This window comes from Streptomyces sp. NPDC051664, from assembly GCF_044453545.1.
In the GTDB taxonomy this organism is placed as follows: Bacteria; Actinomycetota; Actinomycetes; order Streptomycetales; family Streptomycetaceae; genus Streptomyces.
The window spans coordinates 93817-117552 of record NZ_JBITCU010000019.1 but is presented as its reverse complement, the minus strand read 5'-3'; the positions used below and the strand labels follow the sequence as shown (position 1 = coordinate 117552).

14 protein-coding genes are annotated in these 23736 nt (G+C 71.2%); 12 read left to right on the top strand and 2 right to left on the bottom strand.

Annotation, left to right across the window (positions count from 1 at the left end):
- The first annotated feature begins 240 nt into the window (after positions 1-240).
- From ACIA8E_RS28805 to ACIA8E_RS28765, 9 genes are all read left to right on the top strand, one after another.
- A complete protein-coding gene (locus ACIA8E_RS28805; RefSeq protein WP_399302214.1) occupies positions 241-3522 on the top strand; it encodes an amino acid adenylation domain-containing protein in 3282 nt (1093 codons plus the stop codon).
- A complete protein-coding gene (locus ACIA8E_RS28800) occupies positions 3519-9494 on the top strand; it encodes an amino acid adenylation domain-containing protein (RefSeq protein WP_399302213.1) in 5976 nt (1991 codons plus the stop codon). Before ACIA8E_RS28805 ends, ACIA8E_RS28800 begins: the two co-directional genes overlap by 4 nt.
- Complete coding sequence (locus ACIA8E_RS28795) at positions 9491-11050, top strand: AMP-binding protein (protein WP_399302212.1); 1560 nt, start codon at positions 9491-9493, stop codon at positions 11048-11050. Before ACIA8E_RS28800 ends, ACIA8E_RS28795 begins: the two co-directional genes overlap by 4 nt.
- Positions 11047-14166 carry an amino acid adenylation domain-containing protein gene (locus ACIA8E_RS28790; protein ID WP_399302211.1) on the top strand — a complete coding sequence of 1040 codons (3120 nt, stop codon included), beginning with the start codon at positions 11047-11049 and terminating at the stop codon, positions 14164-14166. The genes ACIA8E_RS28795 and ACIA8E_RS28790 overlap by 4 nt, the downstream gene beginning before the upstream one ends.
- Complete coding sequence (locus ACIA8E_RS28785; RefSeq protein ID WP_399302210.1) at positions 14163-14369, top strand: MbtH family protein; 207 nt, start codon at positions 14163-14165, stop codon at positions 14367-14369. Before ACIA8E_RS28790 ends, ACIA8E_RS28785 begins: the two co-directional genes overlap by 4 nt.
- On the top strand, positions 14366-14692 hold the full coding sequence (locus ACIA8E_RS28780) for a phosphopantetheine-binding protein (RefSeq protein WP_399302209.1): 327 nt from the start codon (positions 14366-14368) through the stop codon (positions 14690-14692). Before ACIA8E_RS28785 ends, ACIA8E_RS28780 begins: the two co-directional genes overlap by 4 nt.
- Positions 14685-16130: a condensation domain-containing protein gene (locus tag ACIA8E_RS28775; protein WP_399302208.1), complete on the top strand. Its 1446-nt coding sequence runs from the start codon at positions 14685-14687 to the stop codon at positions 16128-16130. The genes ACIA8E_RS28780 and ACIA8E_RS28775 overlap by 8 nt, the downstream gene beginning before the upstream one ends.
- Complete coding sequence (locus ACIA8E_RS28770) at positions 16127-18073, top strand: N,N-dimethylformamidase beta subunit family domain-containing protein (RefSeq protein ID WP_399302207.1); 1947 nt, start codon at positions 16127-16129, stop codon at positions 18071-18073. Before ACIA8E_RS28775 ends, ACIA8E_RS28770 begins: the two co-directional genes overlap by 4 nt.
- A gap of 255 nt (positions 18074-18328) precedes the next feature.
- Positions 18329-18652, top strand: coding sequence for a substrate-binding domain-containing protein (locus tag ACIA8E_RS28765; protein WP_399302231.1), 324 nt, complete (start codon positions 18329-18331; stop codon positions 18650-18652).
- 41 nt (positions 18653-18693) lie between these two features.
- Here ACIA8E_RS28765 and ACIA8E_RS28760 read toward each other — a convergent pair whose 3' ends face one another.
- On the bottom strand, positions 18694-18954 hold the full coding sequence (locus ACIA8E_RS28760) for a hypothetical protein (protein ID WP_389038165.1): 261 nt from the start codon (positions 18952-18954) through the stop codon (positions 18694-18696).
- Between the two features lie 647 nt (positions 18955-19601).
- Here ACIA8E_RS28760 and ACIA8E_RS28755 point away from each other — a divergent pair.
- Positions 19602-20135 (top strand): hypothetical protein, encoded by a 534-nt coding sequence (locus ACIA8E_RS28755; RefSeq protein ID WP_399302206.1) that lies wholly within the window; start codon positions 19602-19604, stop codon positions 20133-20135.
- A gap of 635 nt (positions 20136-20770) precedes the next feature.
- A complete protein-coding gene (locus tag ACIA8E_RS28750) occupies positions 20771-21571 on the top strand; it encodes a hypothetical protein (protein WP_399302205.1) in 801 nt (266 codons plus the stop codon).
- Positions 21572-21707: 136 nt separating this feature from the next.
- On the opposite strand, the gene ACIA8E_RS28745 is transcribed toward ACIA8E_RS28750, so the two are convergent.
- The gene (locus ACIA8E_RS28745; RefSeq protein ID WP_399302204.1) at positions 21708-22646 is read right to left on the bottom strand and encodes an SDR family NAD(P)-dependent oxidoreductase; all 939 of its coding nucleotides are present in this window, start codon (positions 22644-22646) and stop codon (positions 21708-21710) included.
- Positions 22647-22820: 174 nt separating this feature from the next.
- On the opposite strand from ACIA8E_RS28745, the gene ACIA8E_RS28740 reads away from it, so the two are divergent.
- Positions 22821-23711, top strand: a complete 891-nt coding sequence (locus ACIA8E_RS28740) for a helix-turn-helix domain-containing protein (protein ID WP_399302203.1) — start codon at positions 22821-22823, stop codon at positions 23709-23711.
- Positions 23712-23736: the final 25 nt, after the last annotated feature.

Here is a 23736-nt window from a genome sequence, read left to right as displayed (position 1 = left end):
GGAGACGGAATGTCCCCACCGAGCCCGCGGGTACAGGCCACAGCCTCTTGGTCCAGACCATTGACTCGCGCTCCTGACGCCTTCTAACGTTGCCGTTGCCCGGGACCGGTGCGGTGGGGATCAAGGAACGGGGCTGTTCCCCCTGCTGCGTGCATCTACTGCCGGCCCTTCGGGATCCCACGGCAGCACCCATGGATCAGTGGTGTCGCTCTTCCGGGTCGGTACACAGGGGGATGGTGCATGAGCGGCATGACCGGTTCGGCCGACGGGGGTGAGGGGCGTGATGACGTGCATCCGCTCACACACGGCCAGGAACGGCTGTGGTTTCTCGACCAGTTGGACCCCGTGGACGCCTCGTACAACATCCCGCTGGTACTGCGACTGACCGGCGAACTGTCGGCCGCGGCCCTGCAGGCCGCGTTCGACGGCGTCGTCGCACGGCACGAAGCGCTGCGTACCCGGTTCCCGGGCGTGGACGGCGGCCCGGTCGCGATCGTCGAACCGCCCGCTCCGGTGGGGATCGAGGTCATCGATCTGCGCGAGGGCCATGGAATCGGTCCCGGCGATGCAGCTGGGCTGCTGGCCGGGCGGACCAACGCCGGATTCGACCTCGCCCTCGGACCCCTGCTCCGGGTGACCCTGCTGCGCACGGCGGACGATGAACATCTCCTCTGCGTCGTACTGCATCACATCGTCGCCGACGGTTGGTCGCTCAATCTGCTGCGCGGCGAGCTCGCCGACCGTTATGCCGCCCACCGCGGCGGCCGTCCACTTCACCTCCCACCGCTGCTCGCGTACACCGAATACGCGGTCCATGAGCGGGAGTTCACTCAGGGAGCGGAGGCCGGGAAGAACCTCGCGCACTGGCGGGACCGGCTCGCGGGCGCGCCCGCGCTCGAACTTCGGGCCGACGTGCGGAGGCCGGCGGACAGCCCCGTCGGGGGCGGGGGCGGAGCCTTCCACACCCGGCGGATGGGTGGCGTGGCGGCCGGAGTGGATGCACTGGCCAGGGAGCGGCGGTGCACGCCCTTCATGGTGATTCTGGCCGCCTATCAGTCGTTGCTGTACCGCTGGACCGGGCAGGACGACTTCTGCGTGGGGGTGCCCGCGGCGGGTCGGGGCGAGCCGGAACTGGAACAGCTCATCGGCTACTTCTCCACCACGCTGGTGCTGCGCGCAGAACTCGACGGCGAACCGACCTTCGGTGAGCTGCTGCGTCGGGTACGCAGATCGGCGCTGGCGGCCTTCACCCACGACCGGGTGCCGTTCGAGCGGCTCATCGACGAGCTGGGCATCGAACGCAGGCTGGGCAGCAGCCCGCTGTTCCAGACCCTGCTCACGGTGCACACCCAGGACGAAGGCACCGCCGGTGAGCGGCCGTTCGCCGATCTGCGGTGTGCCGACATCGACGGCGGTCATGCGGCGAGCAAGTTCGAACTGATGCTGGACATCCGCCGCGAGGGCGCGGACCTGGTTGCGGTCTTCGGGTACCGCACGGACCTCTTCGACGCCGACTGGGCAGCCCGGCTGGCCGGGAACTTCGAAACGCTGCTGCGGGGTGCCCTCGCGGAGGCGGACACCCCGGTGAGTGAACTGCCGCTGCTGTCCGGGGCCGAGCAGGCCGAACTGCTCGCATGGGGGGTGGGGTTCCCCGGGAAGTACGGCGGGCAGCCCGGCACGGCTGCCGGCCTGGATCGCGGCGAGGCCCTGCCGACGGTGCTGGCCGACGCGGTGGAGCGATTCGGCTCAGCGGTCGCGATGCGCGCACCGAAGGAGGAGGCGACCTACCGGGAGCTGTGGGACGCGGCCGGGTCGCTGGCGGTGCGGCTGCGGGAAGCTGGGGTGCGTCGTGGTGACGTCGTGGGGGTCGGGCTGCCACGCGGGATCAGCGCTGTCATGGCCATGATCGCGATCTGGCGCGCGGGCGCGGCCTATCTGCCTCTCGACCTCGAATACCCCCCGGCGAGGCTCGAGTTCATGTTCGCCGACACGGGGGCCCGGGTAGTGGTCGCCGACTCGCACGCCATGCCGTCCTGGTTGCCCGCGGCGACGGTCGTGGTCCCGCCCGCAGGCGCCGCGGGGGCAGAGCCCGCCCCGGACTGGCAGGCCGGCCCCGACGACGTGGCGTACATCATCCACACCTCGGGATCCACGGGCACACCGAAGGGGGTCGTGGTGCAGCACCGGGCATTGGCCGCCCGGGTCGCGTGGATGCGGCAGGAGTACGCGATCACTCCCGAGGACGTGGTGTCGCAGTTCGCCTCCCTCAGCTTCGACACCCACGCCGAAGAGATCTATCCCGCACTCACGGCCGGGGCCCTCCTGGTCGTCGTGGGAGCCGATGGCGCGCTCCCCGACGAGCTGGCGGACGGGCACGGCAGTGGACTGACCGTCCTCGATCTGCCCACTCCCTACTGGCACCGGCTCGTCGACGACATCGACGCCATCGCCTGGCCAGAGGAGCTGCGGCTACTGATCCTCGGCGCGGACCAGGTGCAGCAGACGGCGCTCGCCCGCTGGCAGGCGCGCTTCGGGTCCCGGGTGCGGGTCGTCAACTCGTACGGGCCGACCGAGACCACCGTCATCGCCACCGCCGCCGCACTGGGCCCGGACGACGCGGCTCAGCGGCCGCCCATCGGCCGTCCGCTGAGCCGGACCGCATTGACCGTCTGCGACGCACACGGACGGCTCCTGCCGCGCGGCGCCGCGGGGGAACTGCTGGTAGGCGGTGCCGGCGTGACGTACGGCTACGGACGGCGGTCCGGTGCCACTGCCCGCGCCTTCGTCCCCGATCCGTACGGCCCGCCCGGTGCCCGCCGCTACCGCACCGGCGACCTGGTCCGCTGGAGGGCCGACGGCCTGCTGGAATTTCTCGGTCGGGTGGACGCGCAGCTGAAGGTGCGCGGCTACCGGGTGGAGCCCGGCGAGGTGGAAGCGACGCTGCTCGCGCAGCCCGCGGTGGGCCAGTGCGTCGTGGTCGCCCTCGGCGACGCCCTGGTCGGCTACGTCGTCGCGACTCCGGCCCACCCCGATCCGCTCTCCCCCCTGGAGCTGCGGGCCGCGGTCGCGGCCGCCCTGCCCGCGCATCTGGTGCCGAATTCCCTGGTCGTCCTGGACGCGCTGCCCCTCTCCCCCAACGGAAAGCTGGACCGCCGGGCCCTCCCCGCCCCCGAGCGGCGGCCGCATCCAGGTTCCGGATACGTGGCACCGCGCACCGACGCGGAGGAACTCGCGACCACCACCTGGGCGCAGGTGCTGGGCATCGACCGCGTCGGCGTGCTGGACGATTTCTTCGACCTGGGCGGCCATTCACTCCTCGCCACCCGGGTGGTGGCCCGGATCAGAGCCGCGGTCGGCCTCGTGGTCCCGCTGCGGACGCTGTTCACCCACCGCACGGCCGAGGCGTTCGCCGCCGCCGTCGAGGACCTGCTCCTGGCGGAGATCGAGGCCATGTCCGAGGAGGACGCCGAGCGACTGCTGGCGGCCCAGGACAGCCCTGAGAGGAACGGAGCGACGGTATGAGCATCACCGACACCACCGCGGGACGCGAGCGGCCGAAGAGCTCGGACGCGACGTCCGCGGCGAGCGGGCCCGCACGCACCAGCCCGGGCAGGGATGCGCTCTCCGACACCAAGCGGGCTCTGCTCGCCCAGCGGCTGCGCGGCCGGGCCCGTCCCGTACAAGCCGTGCAACGCCGCCCCGAGGGCACCGTGCCCCCGCTGTCGTACGCGCAGGAACGCCTCTGGTTCATGGAGCAGTTCGCGCCCGGCACCGCCGCGTACAACATCCCCGTCGCCCGCAGACTGCGGGGCGCCCTCGACCGCGCGGCCCTGCAGCAGGCGCTGGACGCGGTGATCGCCCGCCACGAGACGCTGCGCTCCCGCTATCCGGCGACCGACGACGGCCGGCCGGTGCTGGAGATCCCGGAGCCCGCGCCGTTCCCGCTGCGCACCGCCGACGCATCGAGCGAGGAACACGCCGCCCGGCTGGTCGACGAACTGGCCGCCCTCCCCTTCGACCTGGTCACCGGGCCACTGATCAATGGACTGCTGGTACGCCTGGCCGACGACGACCATGTGCTGCTCCTCGTGGTGCACCACAGCGTCAGCGACGGCTGGTCCAGCGAGGTCCTGGTCTCCGAGGTGCTGCGCGGATACACGGCCCATGCCGCGGGCGGGAGCGATCCGCTTCCCGAACTGCCCGTTCAGTACGGGGATTTCGCTCTCTGGCAGCGGGACCGGCTCAGCGGTGACCGGCTGGCTGCCGAGGTCACCTACTGGGAGCGCGAGCTGTCCGGCGTCCGGCCGCTGGAGCTGCCCACTGCCCGGCCGAGGCCCGAGCAGCAGACCTTCGAGGGCGCCGGGTACGCCTTCGACGTCGACCGGGAGCTCCTGGCCAGCCTCACCGAACTGGGCCGGGAGCACGGAGCGACCGTGCACATGGTGATGCTCGCCGCCTTCCAGCTGGTTCTCTCCCGCTTCTCCGGGCAGCGGGACTTCGCCGTCGGCTCGCCAGTCGCCGGACGGCCGGAGCCCGAACTCGAGGGTCTCGTCGGCATGTTCGTCAATGTGCTCGCGCTCAGGGCGCGACTGGACGGCGACCCGGCCTTCACCGAACTGCTGGCCCGGACCCGGGAGACCTGTCTGGAGGCGTACGCCCATCAGGAGCTGCCGTTCGCACAGTTGGTCTCCGAGCTCAGGGTGGAGCGGGACGTTTCGCGCTCGCCGGTGTTCCAGGCGATTCTGGCGATGCAGAACTACGCGGTGCAGAGCGACGACCGGAGTGAGCGATCCGCCCTGGAGACCGAGGTGTTCGGGCTGCGGGCTGCCGGGACCCGGTTCGACGTCGAGCTCTTCCTGATGGAGTGGCCGGACGGACTGCACGGAGCCTTCAACTACAACACCGACCTGTTCGACGAGGCCGACATCGCCTCCATCGCCGACCATCTCGGCCGGCTCCTGCGCGACGTCGCCGCTCGTCCGGACACCCCTGTTTCCGGCCTCGGCGGCCTGGGCCCGGCCGAGCGGCACCGGGTGCTCACCGAATGGAACGACACTGCGGTGGACGTCCCGGACACCGCCACGCTGCCGGAACTGATCGCCGGCCGGATCGCGCTGACTCCCGACGCCGTCGCCGTCGACTTCGAGGGCGAGACCCTCACCTACGCCGAGCTCGACCGGGCGGCCGACCGGATCGCCGGCCGGCTGCGCGCCGAAGGCGCGGGTCCCGGCACCCTTGTCGCGGTCAGCGCGGAGCGCTCCCTCGCACTCGTCGCAGGACTGCTCGGTGTGTTGCGGACCGGAGCCGGCTACGTACCGCTGGATCCGGAGTACCCGGCCGAGCGGCTGACGTTCATGCTGGAGGACAGCGCAGCCAGCCTGTTGCTGACCCAGGCGCACATTCCGGTGCCCGAGGGGTGCACGGCCCGGGTCGTGCTGCTCGACGACGCCGGGCAATGGCCCGCGCAGGACTCCGCCGGATCCGGATGCGATGCCGGTGACGTCGCGTACATGATCTACACCTCCGGTTCGACCGGACGGCCCAAGGGTGTGCCCAACACCCACCGCGCGATCGTCAACCGGCTGCTGTGGATGCAACGCGTCTACGGTCTGGAGCCGACGGACGCGGTCCTGCAGAAGACCCCGACCGGATTCGACGTCTCGGTGTGGGAACTGTTCTGGCCGCTGATCACCGGCGCCCGCCTCGTCGTGGCCAAGCCCGGCGGGCACAAGGACGCGGCGCACCTGCGGGACACGATCACCGACCGGGGCGTCACCGTCGCGCATTTCGTGCCGTCGATGCTGGACGTCTTCCTCGCCGAGGACGACATCGAGCGCTGCACCGGGCTGCGCCGGGTCGTGTGCAGCGGTGAGGAGCTCGCCCCGCACACCGCGCGGCAGTTCGCCGCCCGGCTGCCGAGGTGCAGGCTCGCCAACCTGTACGGGCCGACCGAGGCCGCCGTCGACGTCTCCTCGTGGGAGTGCGCGGGTCCACTGGATTCGGTGCCGATCGGCGCCCCGGTCGACAACACCCGGCTGTACGTCCTGGACCAGGACCTCCTGCCCGCACCGGTCGGCACCCCCGGCGAACTCCACATCGGCGGAACGCAGATATCGCTCGGCTATCACCGAAGACCCGGCCTGACCGCCGCACGCTTCGTGCCCGATCCGTACGGACCGCCGGGGGCGCGGCTCTACCGCACCGGCGACCTGGCCCGGTGGCGCCCGGACGGACAACTGGAACACCTCGGCCGGATCGACGAGCAGGTGAAGATCCGCGGATTGCGCATCGAGCCCGGCGAGATCGAGGCCGCGCTGCGCGCCGAGCCGTCGGTCGCCGCGGCGGCCGTGATCGTACGAGAGGACAACCCGGGCGACAAACGGCTGGTGGCGTACGTGGTTCCGGCCGCGGTTCACCAGAGGCCGGCCGCCCCGGCGCCGGAGGCGTACGGGACGGGCCGGACGGACGGCACGGACGGCACGGACGGCACGGACGACGCCCCCGCCGAGCCCGATGCCGCCGCACTGCGTACCGCACTGCGCCGCACACTGCCCGACTACATGGTGCCCGCCGCCTTCGTCGCGCTGCCTGCCCTGCCGCTCTCGCCCAACGGCAAGCTCGACCGGCGGGTGCTGCCCACGCCGCAGGCCCGCAGGGCGACGGGCGGTGCTCTCGCGCTGCCCGGGTCCGAGACCGAACGGGTCCTCGCGGCCATCTGGTCCGAGGTGCTGACCCTGCCCGAGGTCGGCATCGACGACGACTTCTTCGACCTCGGTGGCCATTCCCTGCTCGCCACTCAAGTGGTGGCGCGGGCCCGCAAGCGCCTGCCGGAGGCGGGCGCGCGGCCGGTCAGCGTCATGGACCTGTTCACCTGCCGCACGGTCAGGGAACTGGCCGCGCTGGCCGACCTCGACGAGTCCGAGCGCGGCCCCAGCCGCCTGTTGCACCGGCTCACCAGGCAGCTGCCCGCCGCCGAGCGCACACTGTCGCTGATCTGTGTTCCGTACGGGGGCGGCAGCGCGGTCGTCTACCAGCCGGTCGCCGACGAGCTGCCGGCCGGGTACGAGCTGTGGTCCGTGGCCATCCCCGGGCACGACGTGGGGGTCACCGAGAAGCATCTGCCCTTCGAGGAACTGGCGGCAGGCATCGCGGCGGAGATACGCGAACGGGTCGAAGGTCCGGTGGCCCTCTACGGCCACTGCGGGGTGGGCAGCGCGCTCACGGTCGCCGTCGCGCGCCTCCTCGAAGGATCCGGGCGGAAACTGGATGCGGTGTACATCGGGGCACAGTTCCCGTTCGCCCGGCCGCGCAGCAGACTGCTGGGCCTGCTGAGCCGCATCTCCGCCCTGGAACCGCTGCTCGGTGACCGGGTCTACCTGAACTGGCTCCGGTCGATGGGCGCGGAGGTGGGCGAACTCGACGACGGCCAGATGCGGTTCATCATCGGCAACATGCGCCGGGACTCCCAAGCGGCCGAGGAGTACTTCACCACCGTGCTCGCCGAGGTGGAGGCGGGCGGGGAACGGCTGCGGGCGCCGGTGATCTCCGTGATCGGCAACCGCGACCCGGCGACCGACTTCTACCAGGAGCGCTTCCGCGAATGGCAGATGCTCGCCGAGCGGTCCGCCGCGGTGGTGCTCGACGAGGGCGGGCACTTCTTCCTGAAGTACCGGGCGGCCGAGCTCGCCGACATCGTCACTCGTACGCATCCGGCGGTGCTCTCCGGTACGTCGGTCGATGATCTTCCGTCCGAGGAGGACGACGGACCGTGGTGGTTCCACGGCGTGAGCGGCTCCGCACCGACGCGTGACGGTCAGTCCCCGCCACCGGACGGTGTGCAGGAGCGGGAATCCGCGCCGGGTTCACCGGCGGCCGATACCGGGCCGGCCCCCAGCATGAGGCGATTCCTGCTGGTCGCCCTGGGGCAGCTGCTCTCCATCACAGGATCGGCGCTCACCGAGTTCGCCCTGCCGGTGTGGATCTACCTGGAAACCGGCTCCATGGGCCGATACGCCCTGTACGCGGTCATCGGAATGCTGCCCGGGATCCTGGTCGGCCCGCTCGCCGGGGCGATCGTCGACCGGCTCGACCGGCGGCGCGTGATGTTCGTCAGTGATCTGGTGGCCGCCACCACCCAGGCCGCTCTTCTCTCGCTCCTGCTGTCCGGACATCTGGCGTCCTGGCACATCTACGTCCTGCTGGCCGTGCTCTCGATGGCGCTGACCTTCCAACGGCTCGCCTACGCGTCCGCCGTACCGCAGCTGGTGCCCAAGCAGTACCTCGGTCACGCCAACGGCATCGTCCAAATGGCTTTCGGCGTGGCGCAGTTCGTCGTCCCGCTGGTAGCGGTCGCCCTCATGGCGGCGATCGGGCTGCGCGGCATCCTCGTCCTCGACATCGCGAGTTACGCCGTCGCCATCGGTGTGCTGCTCTGTGTGAAGTTCCCGAGGACGCTGGCCTGGACGCGACGCGAATCGCTGGTCGCCGAGATCAGGCACGGGTTCGCGCACTCCTGGCGTAACCGGGGGTTCCGCGCGATGCTGCTGTGGTTCGCGGGCCTGAACATCTTCCTCTCCCCGCTCTTTCTGCTGCTGACACCGCTGGTGCTGTCCTTCGGCACCCTCGAAGCCGCGGCGCGGGTCTCGGTCGCCGGAGGAGCGGGCGCGATCCTCGGCGGCATCGCGATGGGCTTCTGGGGCGGGCCCGTGCGGCACCGGCTGCGCGGCATGCTGGGGCTGGCCGCGCTGCTCGCCCTCGCCAGTGCGCTGGTCGGGGTGCGGGCGGATCTGTGGGTGATCGGGGCCGGGGCGTTCGGGATGTCCTTCGCGCTGTCCCTGGTCAACGGTGTCTACACGACGATCGTGCAGGTGAAGGTCCCGCAACGGTTCCACGGCCGGGTGTTCGCGCTCAACACGATGGTCGCGTGGTCCACGCTGCCGATCGGGCACGGCATCATCGCCCCGGCGGGCTCGGCGCTGTTCGGCCCGCTGCTGCAGGACGACGGCGCGCTGGCCTCCTCCGTCGGTGAGGTCATCGGTACCGGGCCGGGGCGCGGGATCGGCTTCATGTATCTGCTCTTCGGTGCGGCCATGCTCGTCCTGGTGGCGGTCGGTCTCCGCATGCGGGTCCTGGCCCGCTTCGATATCGATGTACCGGATGCCCTCCCCGACGATCTGGTGGGTATCCAGGAACGCGAACGCCGGAAGGCGGCGGTCCCGGCCGGCCGGTCCGAGGAGACCGCATCCGGGAAGGGCAGCCCGGCCCTGGACGGTACCGGGCCGGGCGCAGGGCGGGCGCGGGCTCGGGGTCAGCTGCGCGGCCCGGCCGGACCTGGGGCTGCACCGAGGCGGGAGGCCGGCGCGGTACGGGCTCAGGACGACGGCTCGTGCACCGAGCCGACCGCCCCGCGGGCGCAGGGCACCGGCACCGCGTCAGGTCCGGTGACCACTGCTGCGGTCGCCGTCCCGGCCGCCGGTGAGGAGGACGGCGCATGACTGCGCCGCCGCCGGAGCGGCGTGTCCCGCCGGCGCCGGCCGGCCTCCCCGCCCTGCTGGCCCATCGGGCCGAGGCGGACCCGGAACGCGTCGCGCTGATCTGCGGACCGCAACAGCTGACCTTCGGCGCATGGCGGGCACGCTCCGACGCACTCGCCGCCGGACTGCGGGCGCGGGGCCTCGCGCCCGGTGACCGCGTCGCTCTGCGGTACGGCAGCAGCGACTGGATCGAGTACGCGGTGGCGTACTGCGGTGTGCTGCGGGCCGGATGCGTGGCCGTACCCGTGTCGGACCGACAGGCCCCGGCGGTGCTGACGTACCTGCTGGCGGACAGCGGGGCCGCTGCCGTGCTCCACCGGTGGGACACCCCGCCACCGCTGCGCTCCGGCCCCGAGGACCTGTCCGGTCCCGCGCCGTGGACCGCGACGGCGCAGGACGTCGAAGCGGCGGGCCTCGAAGCCGCGGGCGATCCGGCGACCGGTCCCGAGGGCCTCCCGCTTCCCGCCGCGACCACCCTGGCGCAGATCCTCTACACCTCGGGCACCACGGGCACCCCGAAGGGAGTGACGGCCACACACGCCAACCTGGCGTACGGCTGCACCCTGGACGAGCGGCGTCGCCCGCTGCGGCACTCGGCGTACTTCCTGCACGCCTTTCCCGTGGGGACGAACGCCGGACAGACCATGCTCGTCAACGCGCTGGATGCTGCGGCGGCCGGTATCGCCGCGCCGCAGTTCACTCCGGCGCGCTTCGCCCGGCTCATCGAGGAGCACGGGGTCGGCAGCGTCTTCGTGGTCCCGGCCATGGCCATCGAACTCCTCGGCTCCGAGGCCGCCCGCCGCCACTCCACCGCTTCCGTGCGGCTGGTCGGTTCGACGGCCGCTGCGCTTCCTCAGGCGGTCGCCGTGGGGCTGTCCAAGGCGTTCCCGCAAGCCCAGATCGTCAATTACTACACCTCGACCGAGGCGGCCCCCGCCCAGATCACCCTGCTCTTCGACCCGGACCGTCCGGACTCGCCCGGGCGGCCCGCGTCGCTCCGCGAACTGCGCATCACCGACTCCGACGGACGGGTACTCGCTCCGGGCGGGACGGGCGAGGTGTGGCTGCGTACCCCGGCCTCTCCTCGCACTTACCACGCGGACGCCCGGGCTGCGGCGCAGGTGTTCCGGGGCCGATGGGTACGGATGGGCGATCTCGGCCGACTGGACGAGGAGGGCTTTCTGCATCTTCTCGACCGCGAGCGGGACGTCATCAAGTCCGGTGCGTACAAGGTCTCCACCCTGCAGGTCGAGGATGCGCTGCACGCGCATCCGTCGGTCGCCGACGCAGCCGCCGTCGGCGTGCCGCACCCTGTCCTGGGGTCGGTCGTCGCCGCTGTGGTCGTGCCGCGCGGTGAGCTGACCGCTCCCGCCCTGCGGACGTTTCTGCTGGACCGGCTCGCGGCGCACGAGCTGCCCAGCCGCCTGCTGTTCCGCCCCTCTCTGCCCCGCAACGAGGGCGGCAAGATCCTCAAGCGCGAACTGCGCCTGCTCCTGGACGACGAGGCACTGCGATGACAACCACCCCTGGCACGGACACCTCCTCCACGGAACACCCGGCAACCCACGTTCCGCTCAGCCCGGCCCAGCACGGGATGTGGGTCACGGAGCACGTACTGCGGGCCGGTTCCGCCCACCATCTCGCCGTCACCGTCCGGCTCACCGGCCCGCTGGACGTGGCCGCGCTCACCGCCGCGTGCGAGCGGTTCACCGCGCGCCATCCGCTGCTCGGCGCCCGGTTGGACCCACAGGAACCGGCACTCGTCCATCCTGGCCGCGCGGTCACGCCGGACGTGCGGCCCTGCCCGCTGGACAGACTCGACGCGGCGCTGCACGAGGAGACCGTCCGCCCCTTCGAGCTGACCGTCGGCCCGCTGGTGCGGTTCACCCTCCTCAACGTCGGCCCGGAGGATCACGTCCTGCACACTGTCGCTCATCACCTGGTCTTCGACGGCAACTCCAAGGACATACTGGTCGCCGAACTGGCCGCCGCCTACCGGTCGGAAGGAGCTCCGGGGCCGGTCAGCCCGCCGGAGAGAACCGTTGCCGGACCGGACCATGTGGCCGTGACGGCCGCGGCGGACTTCTGGGCCCCGCGCTGGCACGAGCCGGCGGCACCGGTGCTGCCGGGGCTGCCTGCTTCCATACGCGACATCACCGCGCCCGCACCGGGCGCCGCCGTGCCGTTCGCGCTGGAGGCGCGGCAGCACGCACGGCTGCGCACCGTGGCCGAGTCCCTGGGCGTGACCCGCTTCGAACTGCTTCTCGCGCTCTGGCACACCCTCCTGCTGCGCTACGGCGATCCCTCTCCCGTGACCGCGCTGGAACTCTCCACCCGCGGTCCCCGGGACTCCGGCCTGATCGGTCTTTACGTCAATGAGCTGCCGGTCTTCACCCGTCCCCGTGCACACCTCCCGTTCGCGGAGTTCGTCCGGGAGGTACGGGCCGAACTGCGCACACTGTATGCGCACCGCACGGTCCCGCTCGGCCGTGCGGTCCGTGGGCTGACCCCGCGCACCGCCCTCACACCCTTGTCCATCGGCTACCGGCGGCGCGCCGAAGAGGCGGAGCCGGAATTCGACGAGGCGCTGACGGCCGAGGTCGAGTGGACCGGATTCACCCACACCGTCCGCAATCTCGCCCATCTCCAACTGGTCGACACTGAAGACCGGTTGGACGGCTCCCTCCAGTATCGCGCCGATGCCTTCACGCCCGGTGCGCCCGCCCGGATCGTCGAGCACTTCGGTGCACTGATGGAGGCCGCGCTGGCTGCCCCGGGCACCGCGCTTGCCGAACTGACGCTGTTCAGCGGTGACGAACGCGGCCATGGAGCGGGCGCCGAGCAGATCGCTGCTCCGGCCTGTCCGCCCGACGCCACGGTGGTGGGGATGTTCGCCGCGCAGGCGGCGGCGTCACCCGACGCCGTTGCCGTCGTCGACGTGGACGGCCGGAAGACCGGTTACCAGCAGCTGTACACCGCCGTGGTCGGCTTCGCCGAGCGGGTCCGCGCGCTGGGACTGGGCGCCGGTGACCTGGTGGGTGTGGAACTGCCGCGCTGCACTGAACAGTTGGTGGCGGTGCTGGGTGTGCTGGCAGCCGGCGCTGCCTATGTGCCACTCGATCCGGAGTACCCGGCCGAACGGCTCGACTTCGTACGCACCGACGCAGGGCTCCGCGCCCTGGTCACCGACGGTCCCGCACCGGACGGGCTGCCGGTGCTGACGCCCGGCCCGCTGCCGGACGCGGAGAGTTCGCCCCTTCCCGCGCCGCCGGCATCGGCGCCTCGTCCCGGCGACCCGGCGTACGTCATCTACACCTCCGGCTCGACCGGCACCCCCAAGGGGGTCGAGGTGCCGCACGGAGCTCTCGCCAATCTCATTGCCGCGATGGGCCGCAGGACGGGAGCGGACGCCGGGGACCGCTGGCTCGGTCTGACCACGCTCTCCTTCGACATCTCCACCGTGGAACTGCTGCTCCCGCTCACCACGGGCGGCCGGGCGGTGCTGGTGCCGGAAGGCGTACAGCGCGACGGAGCTGCCCTGCTCAAGTTGGTCGACGCCCACGGCATCACCCATCTGCAGGCCACGCCCAGCAGTTGGCGGCTCATGCTCGAAGCCGGACTCCACCGGCCCGGACTGGTCGCCGTGGCGGGCGGTGAGGCGTTGCCCGGCCCGCTGGCCGAGGAACTGATCGCGGCCTGCGGCCGGCTGATCAACGTCTACGGACCTACGGAGGCCACGGTGTGGTCCACCCTGGCCGCGCTCGTCCCCGGCGAACCGGTCTCGATCGGACGCCCGCTGGACGCCACCAGCGCCCATGTCCGCGACCCGCAGGGACAGCCGGTTCCCGCAGACCTCACCGGCGAGCTGCACCTGGGCGGTGCGGGCGTCGCGCACGGCTACCGCGGCCGGCCCGGCCTGACCGCCCAGCGTTTCGTGCCCGACCCCTACGGCCCGCCCGGCTCCCGTCTCTACCGCACCGGGGATCTGGTGCGCCGACTGCCCGACGGCCGACTGGAGTTCGCCGGCCGCACCGACAGTCAGGTCAAGCTGCGCGGCCACCGCATCGAACTCGGCGAGATCGAGGCCCGGCTCGACGAGCACCCGCAGGTGCGCCAGGCGGCCGTCGTGCTCAGGACGGACCCGGGAACGCAGGCGCGACTGGTGGCGTACACCGTGCCCGCCGGCGAGGACGGCGACGCCCCCTCCCCGCAGGAGTTGCGCGCCCATCTCGCCCGGACTCTGCCCGCCGCCATGCTGCCTTCCGCCTGGCTGTCCCTGGCCGCCTTCCCGCTCACCCCCAACGGCAAGCTGGACCGGGCCAGGCTGCCCGAACCGCCCCGCACCCGGGGATCCGAGAGCGCAGAGGACGACGTCCCGAAGGCCACGGGCCTCCTGGACGGGGCCGCCGATGTCGTGCGGGACATCTGGCGGGAGGTGCTGCGGCTCGACGACATCGGTCCGGACGAGGACCTGTTCGACCTCGGCGGGCACTCGCTCACGATCACCGCCATCGCCGTGCGGATCCGCAAGCGACTCGGCGTCGACGTTCCGCTCGACGTCTTCTTCGACACCCCCACCATCAGCGGCGTCGCGGACGCGGTGGCCGAACTACAGCAGGAGGAGGACCGATGAGCGATCCGATGCACTACCAGGTGGTCGTCAACGACGAGGAACAGCACGCTCTCTGGTCGGCCAGGACCGACCCGCCCGAGGGCTGGCGCCCGGACGGCTTCACCGGAACGGAGGCCGAGTGCATGGCCCACGTCGACGAGGTGTGGCCCGACATCCGACCGCTCAGTCTGCGTCGCCGGCTCGCTGAGGAGGCCCACCGGTGACCGCCGCCGCACAGCCCGGCGCCACGCCACGGGCCGCAACAAGGGCCGCGGGCCATCGAGGACACGACGCACTGCGCCACCGGGTGGCCGCGCTGGTATCCCGGGCGAGCGACGGCGAGGTGGCCGTGGAGGAGATCCTGAACGCCGGAGGCTCACTGACCGCCGTCGGCGTCACCTCCCTCACGTTCCTGCGGCTCATCGACGCGTTGGAGGACGACTTCGGCGTCGTGCTGGATCTCGACGGGCCGGTGCTGATGCTGGACGACTTCGACGATCTGGTCGGCCACCTGGCCGAGCAGGGCGCGGGGCGGGGCGATGATTGACTCCGTGGGTCCGCGGACCGCCGCCGCTCCGACGACGATCACCGTGGACTTCTGCGGTGAGCGCTCCGGACGGGCCCCGCTGACCTGGGGGCAGCGGGCGATCTGGCACGCCATCGGCCGCACCGCCCCCAACGACCACTACTTCAACATCGGTCGCGTACTGCCACTGGCGGACCGCGGTCGCCCGGCCGCCGCGACCGAGGTCGCGCAGGCGCTGGCCCGGCTGATGGAACGTCATGAGGCCCTGCGTACACAGCTGTCTGTGGCCGACGGCGAGCCGGGCCAGCGGCTCGTGGCCGCCGGCCGCCTGCCGATCACCGTCGTGGACGCACCCGACCCGGACAGCGCGGCCGATGCGGCTCAGCGGCTGGTCGACGAACTGTCGGCCACCCGCTTCGACTACGCGGGCCGGTGGCCCCTGCGCGCCGCCCTGGTCACCAGCGGCGGCCGGGTCACGCACGCCGTTCTGGTGCTCTGCCATCTGGCCGCCGACGGGCACGGCGCGGAAGTCCTGGTACGGGATCTGAGGCTGCTGGTCCGGCGCGGCTCGGCCGGGCGCCCGCCCACCACGACCCCCATGGACCTGGCACGCGCTCAGCACGGCGACGCGGGGGCCGGTCGCGGGGCGGCCGCGCTGGCACACTGGGAAGCGGGCTATCGGGCCGCGCCCCCGACGATGTTCCCCGAGCGGATCGCCGCTCCTCGCACCCCCCGCTTCTGGACCGGCCGGATCGTGTCCACCGCCCTGGCCCGCGCCGTGGACGCCGCCGCCTCCGCACACCGGGTCAGCGGGTCGACCGTGCTGCTCGCGGCTTCGGCCGCGCTGGCTGCCGCCGCGAACGGGCACCGTACGGCTGCGGTCATGCCGATCGCCGCCAACCGGACCGCCCCGGCCCACCGCGATCTGGTCTCCACGCTCTCCCAGGACGGCCTGTTCGTCCTGGACCTGGACGCGGCGGGAAGCGGCTCGGCCTTCACCGACCTGCTGCCCTTCGCCTACCGGGCGGCGCTGCGTGCCTACCGGGCCGCTGCGTACGACCCCGTGGAGTGGGACCGTCTCGGCGAACGGATGCGGACGGAGCGGGGCGCCGAGGTGCACCCGTACTGCTGCTTCAACGACATGCGCCTGGTCGAACGCCCCGGGCCCACCGATCCGCTGCCCGGCGCGGACGAGCTGCGTGCGGCGCAGCGGGAGACCCGGTTCGGCTTCCCCGCCACCCAGGACAAAGTGGCCTGCCGCTACTGCCTGCACATCACGGAGCAGGGGGGCGCGCTGGCGGTGGCACTCACCGCCGACACTGCCTACCTGCCGCCGGACTCCATCCGCGCGCAGCTGTACGCGATGGAGGAGCTCATCGTGGCGAGCGCGGCGGGAGAAGAGCCCGCTGTGGCCGCCCTTCCCGACCTGCTGGCCGCATCGGGAAGGGAGCGGCCATGACGTCCGGGGAGCAGCCTGCGGAGGCATCCGGGATCCGGGCCTGGGCGGACCGGACGTCCTGCGTCCAGGGCGGGCAGCTGGCCTTCCATCTGTCGGCCCCGGAGGGCGGCCCGGTCGGCTGCCGGGTGGTCATCAGCGACGAGGTCACCGACGAGGTACGCCTCTCCTCCACGATCTCCGGCCCCGACTGGACCCTGGACGTCCCCGACACCTGGCCCAGCTCCCTCTACCGCGCCACGTTCCACCGCGACGGGCACACGCCGCCCGCCCTGCCGCCGGGTGAGGAGCCGGAGCACGACGTCTGGTTCGCCGTCCGTGCCGCCCGCCCCGGTGCCGGATCCCCGATCCTGGTCTCCGTGCCGTTCGCCACCTGGCGTGCCTACACCCACGCCGGACAGCCGGGCCGCAGCCTCTACTTCACCGAACAGCCGGACCGTGCCGCCCGGGTGTCCTTCGCCTCGCCCGGCGGTGGCCCGCCCCCCGAGCGCTGGGAGGAGGGGCTGCTGCGCTGGCTCCCCACGGCCGGCTACCCGGCCGAGTTCTGTTCCGGTCTCGATCTGCACAGGGGTGACGAACTGCTGTCCCACTACCGGCTGCTCGTCGTGAACGGGCACGACGAGTACTGGTCGATGGAGATGCGCGACAGCGTCGAGACCTTCGCCCGGCAGGGCGGCAACCTCGCCTTCTTCGCTGCGAACACGGCCTGGTGGCAGATGCGACTGGAGGACGGTCTGCGGACGATGGTCTGTCATCGGGACGCCCCCGAGGACCCGATGAGCAACATCGATCCGCGCCGGGTGACCGTCGAATGGTCCAGTGCGCCCGTCGACCGTCCGGAGAACGCGATGACCGGGGTGAGCTTCCGCCGGGGCGCGGGAGCCTGGGGCGACGGCATGGCTGTGATGCGCAAGGACGCGTACACGGCCCGGTTCGCCGGGCACTGGGTCTTCGACGGTACGGGGCTGACCGACGGCGAGCAGTTCGCCCGGGGCGCACTGGGATACGAGACCGATGCCTGCGAGGTGGAGTGGATCAGCGGCGTCCCCCGGGCGACCGGCAGCGACTCCACGCCGTCCTCCTTCGTGGTGCTCGCCACCGCGGACCTGCGCCACTGGCGCGACTACGGGCAGGGTGGCGCGGCCACGATGGGGGTGTTCCGGCTCGGCGCCGGCACGGTGTTCAACGCGGCCACCATCAACTGGGGCAGCGTGGTGAGCGACGACCCTGTCGTGGACCGCATCACCCGCAACGTGCTGGACCGGCTGAGCGGGGCGGCTCCCGCCGACGGCTGGGACAGGGCGGGTGACCCGGCCGATGTGCATGCCCTCGCTGTCTGTGAGGGAACGCTGTTCGGCGCGGACCGCGCGGGCCGGCTGCTGTGCCGGGCGCCGTCGGGCCAGAATCTGCCCTGGCGCCCGGTCGGGGACGCCGCCGGTGTGGTCTGTCTTGCCAGTTCGCGCGAGGCGGCGGGCGTGTTGCCGCTGGAGCTGTACGCGACGACGGACGACGGGCGGCTGCTGCGCCGGGAGGCGGTTCCGGGCCCGGCCCCCTGGCATGAGGTGGGCAGTGTGCCGCCGGGCACCACCGCGGTGGCCCTGTGCAACGCCGGGGTGTTCGCCGTCACCACGCACGACGACACCCTGTATCACCTGTCCGCGCTGCGGCCGGAGGAGCCTTGGCAGGTGCTCGGGGACGCGGGTGGCGCTGTCGCGCTCACCACGATGAACAGCCGGCTGTGGGCGGTGACCGCGGACGGCAGACTCCGCACCCGGCTGCCGGTGGCAGGCCCCGCCGCCTTCAGGGACCACCCCTCGCCGGGCCCGTCCGGCGGCAGCAGGGCACTGGCGGCCTGCGCGGGCATTCTGTACGCCGCTGCCGCGGGGGGCCCTCTGCGGATGTGGCGCCCTCCGGCCCCACGCCCCATCTGCCACCGGGACGGCTGATGCCACAGAACCTGCCACCGGCACGGCTGATGCCACAGACCGAGCCGGCAGCCGATGGTTCTCGTGGTCAGCGGTAGAGGCCGACGTCGGCCAGGCTCCACCAGTTGCGGCGGTGCCGGTCGCTGTCACGCGGACGTGGCGCGGTGGTGGGACGCAGATCGACGTGGGTGAGCCGGCCGGTTCCGGTAGTGGCCGCGGTGTGCCCGGTGGTTCCGTCGTCGCTGACGGAGACCTCCCACGCCCGAGCGTACTGCGCTGATCGCGTACAACGACAGGACGGCGGTCGAAGCCCTGCGGGCCGCGTACGAACGAAATCTGCGGGTGCCGGACGATCTGTCGATCACCGGGTTCGACGACACCGATCCGGGCCGCAGCACTGTGCCTCGACTGACGACGGTTCGTCAGCCCCTGGAGGAGACGCGCCGGATGGCCGTCTCACTGTTGATGCGGCTGCTGGAGCGCCACACCGTGGACACTCTGCACGTGGAGTTCACCACCCATCTCGTACTGCGTGAATCGACGGGGCCCGCGCGTCTGACCTCGGCCCCGGCCTGCTGCCGAGTCACGCTGCCTCGATGAGACGAACGACGAGGCGGGGCCGTGGCCTCTGGCCCGCCGGGTCAGACGAGTGCGGCGCGCACGTCGGCGAGCGCCTCGTCGAGGGTGGTCGCAACGTTCTCGTGACCGCTGAAACCGTCGTCCTCGCCCGGGTCCACGGTCCAGCCCCACCCACTTTCGGGGTGTCCGTCGATGGTTGCCGCGTGCTTGCCCTTGGTGATGGTGATGGACAGGTTTCCGCCGGGGAAGGTCTCCACCTCGACGTGTGCCGTGTCGCCGAACGCGTGAAGGATGGCGTCGCGGGCTTCCTGCTCGGTGGTCATGGGCTGCTCCTGATGGACGGTGACGACGACGGTGCGGCCGTCCGAGGGTGAAGGTGCCGACGGGCGCGGTGGGGCCGAAGCGTATCGAGCCGGTGACCTCTCGGCGGGTGCAAGAGCAACTCGATCACATCCCACACGTTGTCACGTGCTTCGTAGGGCATCTCCGCGCGCCATCCCAGTACCCCCGCAACGTAAGTGACCTGACACCGGGTGGGATCCAATCACTCCATTGATCATTCTGTTGGAGGTTCGCATGGAATACCACGCCGGACAGCGCCAGGAGGAGGTCGGCATCGGCGGATGCGGACTCAACTCGCTCGCCCGGACTCCCGCCCGCTGCACCCGTACCTGCAACTACGAGTTCAACCACCGGGCCGGTCCTGTCGCCAGGTGTCGTTGTGATGGTGCGGCAGGAGATGTGCGACAGGCCGCAGCAGCGGTCAAGAGGGCGGGATGTGGACGCCGATGACGGTTGTTCAGGACGGTGCGGGTGTGCGCCTGCGCCGCGCCGGGACCAGCGGCATGCTGCCGATTGAGTGACAGTATTCATATTTCCGGCATGTCGGATTTGGCAGATAAACCGACTATCCGTACTTTCATTCACAGGTCGGCACCCCAGTCGACGTCTCTGAGAAGAAAGAAGTGACATGACCACGCGTACCGTCGCAGTGACCGCCGCTGTAGTTGGCGCCGCGGTTCTCGCTACAACTGGTATCACCTACGCATCGGCCGCCGGCTCCACCCAGGCGGCCCCGTCCATCCAGGCTCCTGCCGCGGCCCCCTTCGGCGGTGACGGTGGAACCACTGGAACGGCGAAGGGGAACGAAGGCAAGGGCAACGAGGGCGGCTACGGCGGCGGCGGCTACGGCGGCGGCGGCGGTGGCCACTACTACGAGGGAAGGATCCACTTCAACGAGCGGACGTACTCCGGCCGCCCGGACGGCTGCATCACTGTGGTCAGCGGGCTGGGCTCGCGGAGCTTCAACGTCCGTAACGACAGCCGTCACACCGTCGAGGTCTTCCGTGGGGCGACCTGCGACAACGGCTCCCCTGTCGCCACGGTCGGCCCCTGGAGCACCAGCAACGGCGTCTTCACCCGCCAGATCCACGGCGGCGTGAAGGTCCGCAACGGCGTCGTGGGCAGCTTCCGAGTGGTCAGGGAACACCGCGGCGAGTGGTAACAGCTCCACCCGCACAACACGGAAACCCCGGCCCGTCGGAATCGGGCCGGGGTTTCCCCATGGGGAGCTTCTCGGCGGTTGCCTCCTCCGGGGGGCCACATACATGTGCGGCCCGGGCCCGGTGTCTCCTATACACCCTCTATGCCATTTCGAGCGTCAACTGGGCATAAGTGTGTCGCGGACGGCGGACTCGAACCCGAACCCATACATGACGGCCCGCGTGCAAAGGAACCGCCGAACGCGTGACGAAATGCGCACGCGGCCCGCCGGAGCACCTAGCGACCGGACACGACCCGGTGGGGCAACCATCCCCGGCAGCTACCGCGGTCTGCGAGCGCGGTCACGGATTCGGATGACGAGCGGCTCGACCACCGACGGAGCAGCCGAAACACCCCCTACTACTCCACCCAGGTTATTAAACCGACTGTATGTGCGTTGATGTCTGGAACCACGAGCCGGGGATGTCACTGTTCACCCACCGCCCTCCGATCGTGAGAGGTGTCATGAAACTCCTGTCCAAGATTTTCAGAGGGTCGAAGAACCCGGCTGACGCAGCAATGTCGCAGCGGCTTGAGGAAAGCATCGAAAGTGCCGGCTACTGGGCGAACAGAATGCCGAGGGAAGCGGCTCGGCTGGTGCAGAAGGTCCGTCTGTACACCTCCACCGCCGCAGCACTCAGCCTTATCACAGGGCTCCTGGCCTGGCCCGTCATCGGAGAGTCCTCGCACCTCACTGCTCAGGTGCTCATCTCGGTGCTGTCGGGTGTCGCCGCGTTGACGATCGTCGCCCCTCATGCCATCGGCCTGAGCGATCGCGGGGACGAATCCATCAAGCTGTGCAGCACATACGGGGCGATGTACCGCGAACTTCTGGAGGCAAAGGAACAGCTCGCCACCGGATCCTTGAAAGACCCGTCCCAAGTAGCAGACATCATCTGCCAGTTCGAGCGCATCCAGGAGCGCAGGGATGCCCTGGCGCTTCCGGTCGGAGACGGACACACGGACCACGCGTACGCCCTGGAGCGGATCAAGGAAATCGGGCGACGTGGATGGAGTGTTCCGGGCGGATTGCGAGAGATCGCACGGCCGTTGCTGCCGTCGGTGAGAACGCGCCCGCAGGTCTCCCGGACACCGACCGTCGATGAGGACGCCGTCATCGCCGCGCTCATCTACGTGTTGAAGAGCGGGGGCGCGGCGCAGCAGGTGCCGCCCTACTCCGAGGTTCCGACAACCAACGTGCACCGTCCGCCGCTCCCGGTCCGGCCCCGGACCGAGGTCCGCGGGGAGAATTCATCGGGCGAAGTCGGACGCAACAGCCGACCAGGGTCCGCCGATCCTTCACCGGTGGTCATCGATTCGACCCGCGTACGGGCCACGGAGACGGCAAAGCCGCACATCGGAGCCCCGCATTCCGAGACAGGTCTCCCCACCCTCTGACTCTGATGCAGCTCGCACGGTCACGTCGCAGCCATCCGAAAATGGTTGCGACGTGACCGTGCGATGACCGGCGACCGGCCTCGCTGTCGACGCGGTGGGGCCGGTGAGAGCGATCCGCAAGGAGACCGTCAGGGTCTCAGCGCACGATCGTGGCGCGTGCGACGAGTTCGGTCGAGGTGTCCCACAGCCGCTCCGCGTTGTGGACGTCGAGCGCCCACGGGGCGACTCCGCCGCCGAACATGACGGGCTTGCCACGCAGGACCGGGGCTTCGTCGCAGTCCTCGAAGTAGCGCCCGCCGACACCCTCGACCAGGGGCGATGCGGCGAGCAGCACGGAGGTGGCGGCCCCCTGCGCGGGCGTCTTCTGCTTGTCGACGGGGGTCTGCAGGCCGCCGGTGTGCTTCTGCAGCCCGGTGGCGATCGCCCCGGGATTGAGGGCGTTGGCGAGAATGCCGTCGTGCGACCACCGACGGTCGGCTTCCACCGCGAGCAGCACATCGGCGGTCTTGGACTGGGCGTAGGCCGCCCACCGGTCGTAGGGGCGGTACCGGAAGTCCAGGTCGTCGAAGATCACCGGCGAGAACTGGTGCGCGCTCGAGCTGACCGAGACGATCCGGGCGCCGGAAGCCGCGGCGAGTGCGTCGTGCAGGCCACTGGTCAGGGCGAAGTGACCGAGGTAGTTCGTGGCGAACTGGAGTTCGTGCCCTTCCGGGGTCAGTTCCAGCTCGGGCAGCGCCATGATCCCGGCGTTGTTGATCAGGATGTGCAGCGGGCCGTCCCAGGACGCGACGAAGGCGGCCACCGACCGCAGATCGCCGAGGTCGAGTGCACGGGCGCTCACCAGGGGGTTACCCGTCCGTTCGGTGATCTGTGCGGCGATGCGGTCACCGGCTTCTCGGCGCCGGACTCCGAGGACCACTTCGGCGCCCGCTGCGGCCAGGGTGCGCGCGGTCTCGACCCCGATTCCGGATGTCGCGCCGGTGACCAACGCACGCCGTCCTGTGAGGTCGATCCCGGCGATCACGTCGTCGGCGGTGGAGGAGAATCCGAAAGGCGTACGCAGGAGGTCGGCCATGGTGCGACGTGCTCATTTCTGTTCGCGTGGCGTTGTGTGCCGCAGCCGGACTCCGGGTGCCTGCGGCTGCTTCCTGTTCACGCTAGATTCGGCCCGCCAGACCTGCCAGGCCCCGCTGTCCCTGGTACCGACAGGGACAGGATCCGGCGGCCGACGGGACCTACCCTGGGATTCATGGCAACAGCAAGCAAGCTGGGTGACTACTTGCGAGCCCGCCGCGAACAGGTGCGCCCCGGGGATGTCGGACTGCCCGCCGGAGAGCGCCGACGGGTGCCCGGTCTGCGCCGGGAGGAGGTCGCCCTGCTCGCCGGTATCAGCGCCGAGTACTACCTGCGTCTGGAACAGGGCCGCGACCGGCACCCCTCCGACCAGGTCCTCGACAGCATCGCCTGCGCCTTGCGGCTCGAAACCGACGCCCGCGTCTACATGCACGCGCTCGCCCACTCGCCCCGGACGGCCACGCGCAGGACCGCCCGCCCGGAGAGGGTGAGCGCGAGCATCCAGAACCTGATCGACGGCTGGCCCATCACGCCCGCCCTCGTCCATGGCCGCTACATGACCACGCTGGCCGCGAACCCGATGGCCATCGCGCTCAACCCCCTCTTCGCGCCGGGGATCAACACAATGCGAGCCGCATTCCTCGAGCCGGAGCTGCGCGAGTTCTACCGGGACTGGGACAAGATGACCGCCAAGGCCGTCGCCTATTTGCGGTCGGTCAGCGCAGCCGCCGTCGACGACCCCGAGCTCGTCCAGCTGATCGGCGAACTCAGCCTGCGCAGCGAGCGCTTCCGTACGCTCTGGGCCCGCCAGGACGTACGGCAGAAGACGAGCGGAGTCACCCGCCTGCTCCACCCTCAGGTCGGTCCTCTCGATCTCCACTACGAGAAACTCGCGCTTCCCGGCGCCCCCGGTCAGATGCTCATCACCTACCACGCCGAGCCCGGCTCCCCCACGGGGGAACGGCTTCAGATGCTCGCGCACCTGGCCGCGCCCCCGCCGCCGCCCGCGCGTACCGACACCGACACGGCTGCCTCCGCCGAGGCCACGCAGGCGCCGGACCAGTGAGCTCCGGGCTCATCCGCCCCGCGGC

Bases quoted from the DNA above. Each gene is read 5' to 3' on its own strand.
- ACIA8E_RS28785 (WP_399302210.1), top strand. From the start codon at position 14,163: ATGAGCGATCCGATGCACTACCAGGTGGTCGTCAACGACGAGGAACAG.
- ACIA8E_RS28740 (WP_399302203.1), top strand. From the start codon at position 22,821: ATGGCAACAGCAAGCAAGCTGGGTGACTACTTGCGAGCCCGCCGCGAA.
- ACIA8E_RS28800 (WP_399302213.1), top strand. From the start codon at position 3,519: ATGAGCATCACCGACACCACCGCGGGACGCGAGCGGCCGAAGAGCTCG.
- ACIA8E_RS28795 (WP_399302212.1), top strand. From the start codon at position 9,491: ATGACTGCGCCGCCGCCGGAGCGGCGTGTCCCGCCGGCGCCGGCCGGC.
- ACIA8E_RS28770 (WP_399302207.1), top strand. From the start codon at position 16,127: ATGACGTCCGGGGAGCAGCCTGCGGAGGCATCCGGGATCCGGGCCTGG.
- ACIA8E_RS28745 (WP_399302204.1), bottom strand. From the start codon at position 22,646: ATGGCCGACCTCCTGCGTACGCCTTTCGGATTCTCCTCCACCGCCGAC.
- ACIA8E_RS28760 (WP_389038165.1), bottom strand. From the start codon at position 18,954: ATGACCACCGAGCAGGAAGCCCGCGACGCCATCCTTCACGCGTTCGGC.
- ACIA8E_RS28805 (WP_399302214.1), top strand. From the start codon at position 241: ATGAGCGGCATGACCGGTTCGGCCGACGGGGGTGAGGGGCGTGATGAC.
- ACIA8E_RS28755 (WP_399302206.1), top strand. From the start codon at position 19,602: ATGACCACGCGTACCGTCGCAGTGACCGCCGCTGTAGTTGGCGCCGCG.
- ACIA8E_RS28790 (WP_399302211.1), top strand. From the start codon at position 11,047: ATGACAACCACCCCTGGCACGGACACCTCCTCCACGGAACACCCGGCA.
- ACIA8E_RS28775 (WP_399302208.1), top strand. From the start codon at position 14,685: ATGATTGACTCCGTGGGTCCGCGGACCGCCGCCGCTCCGACGACGATC.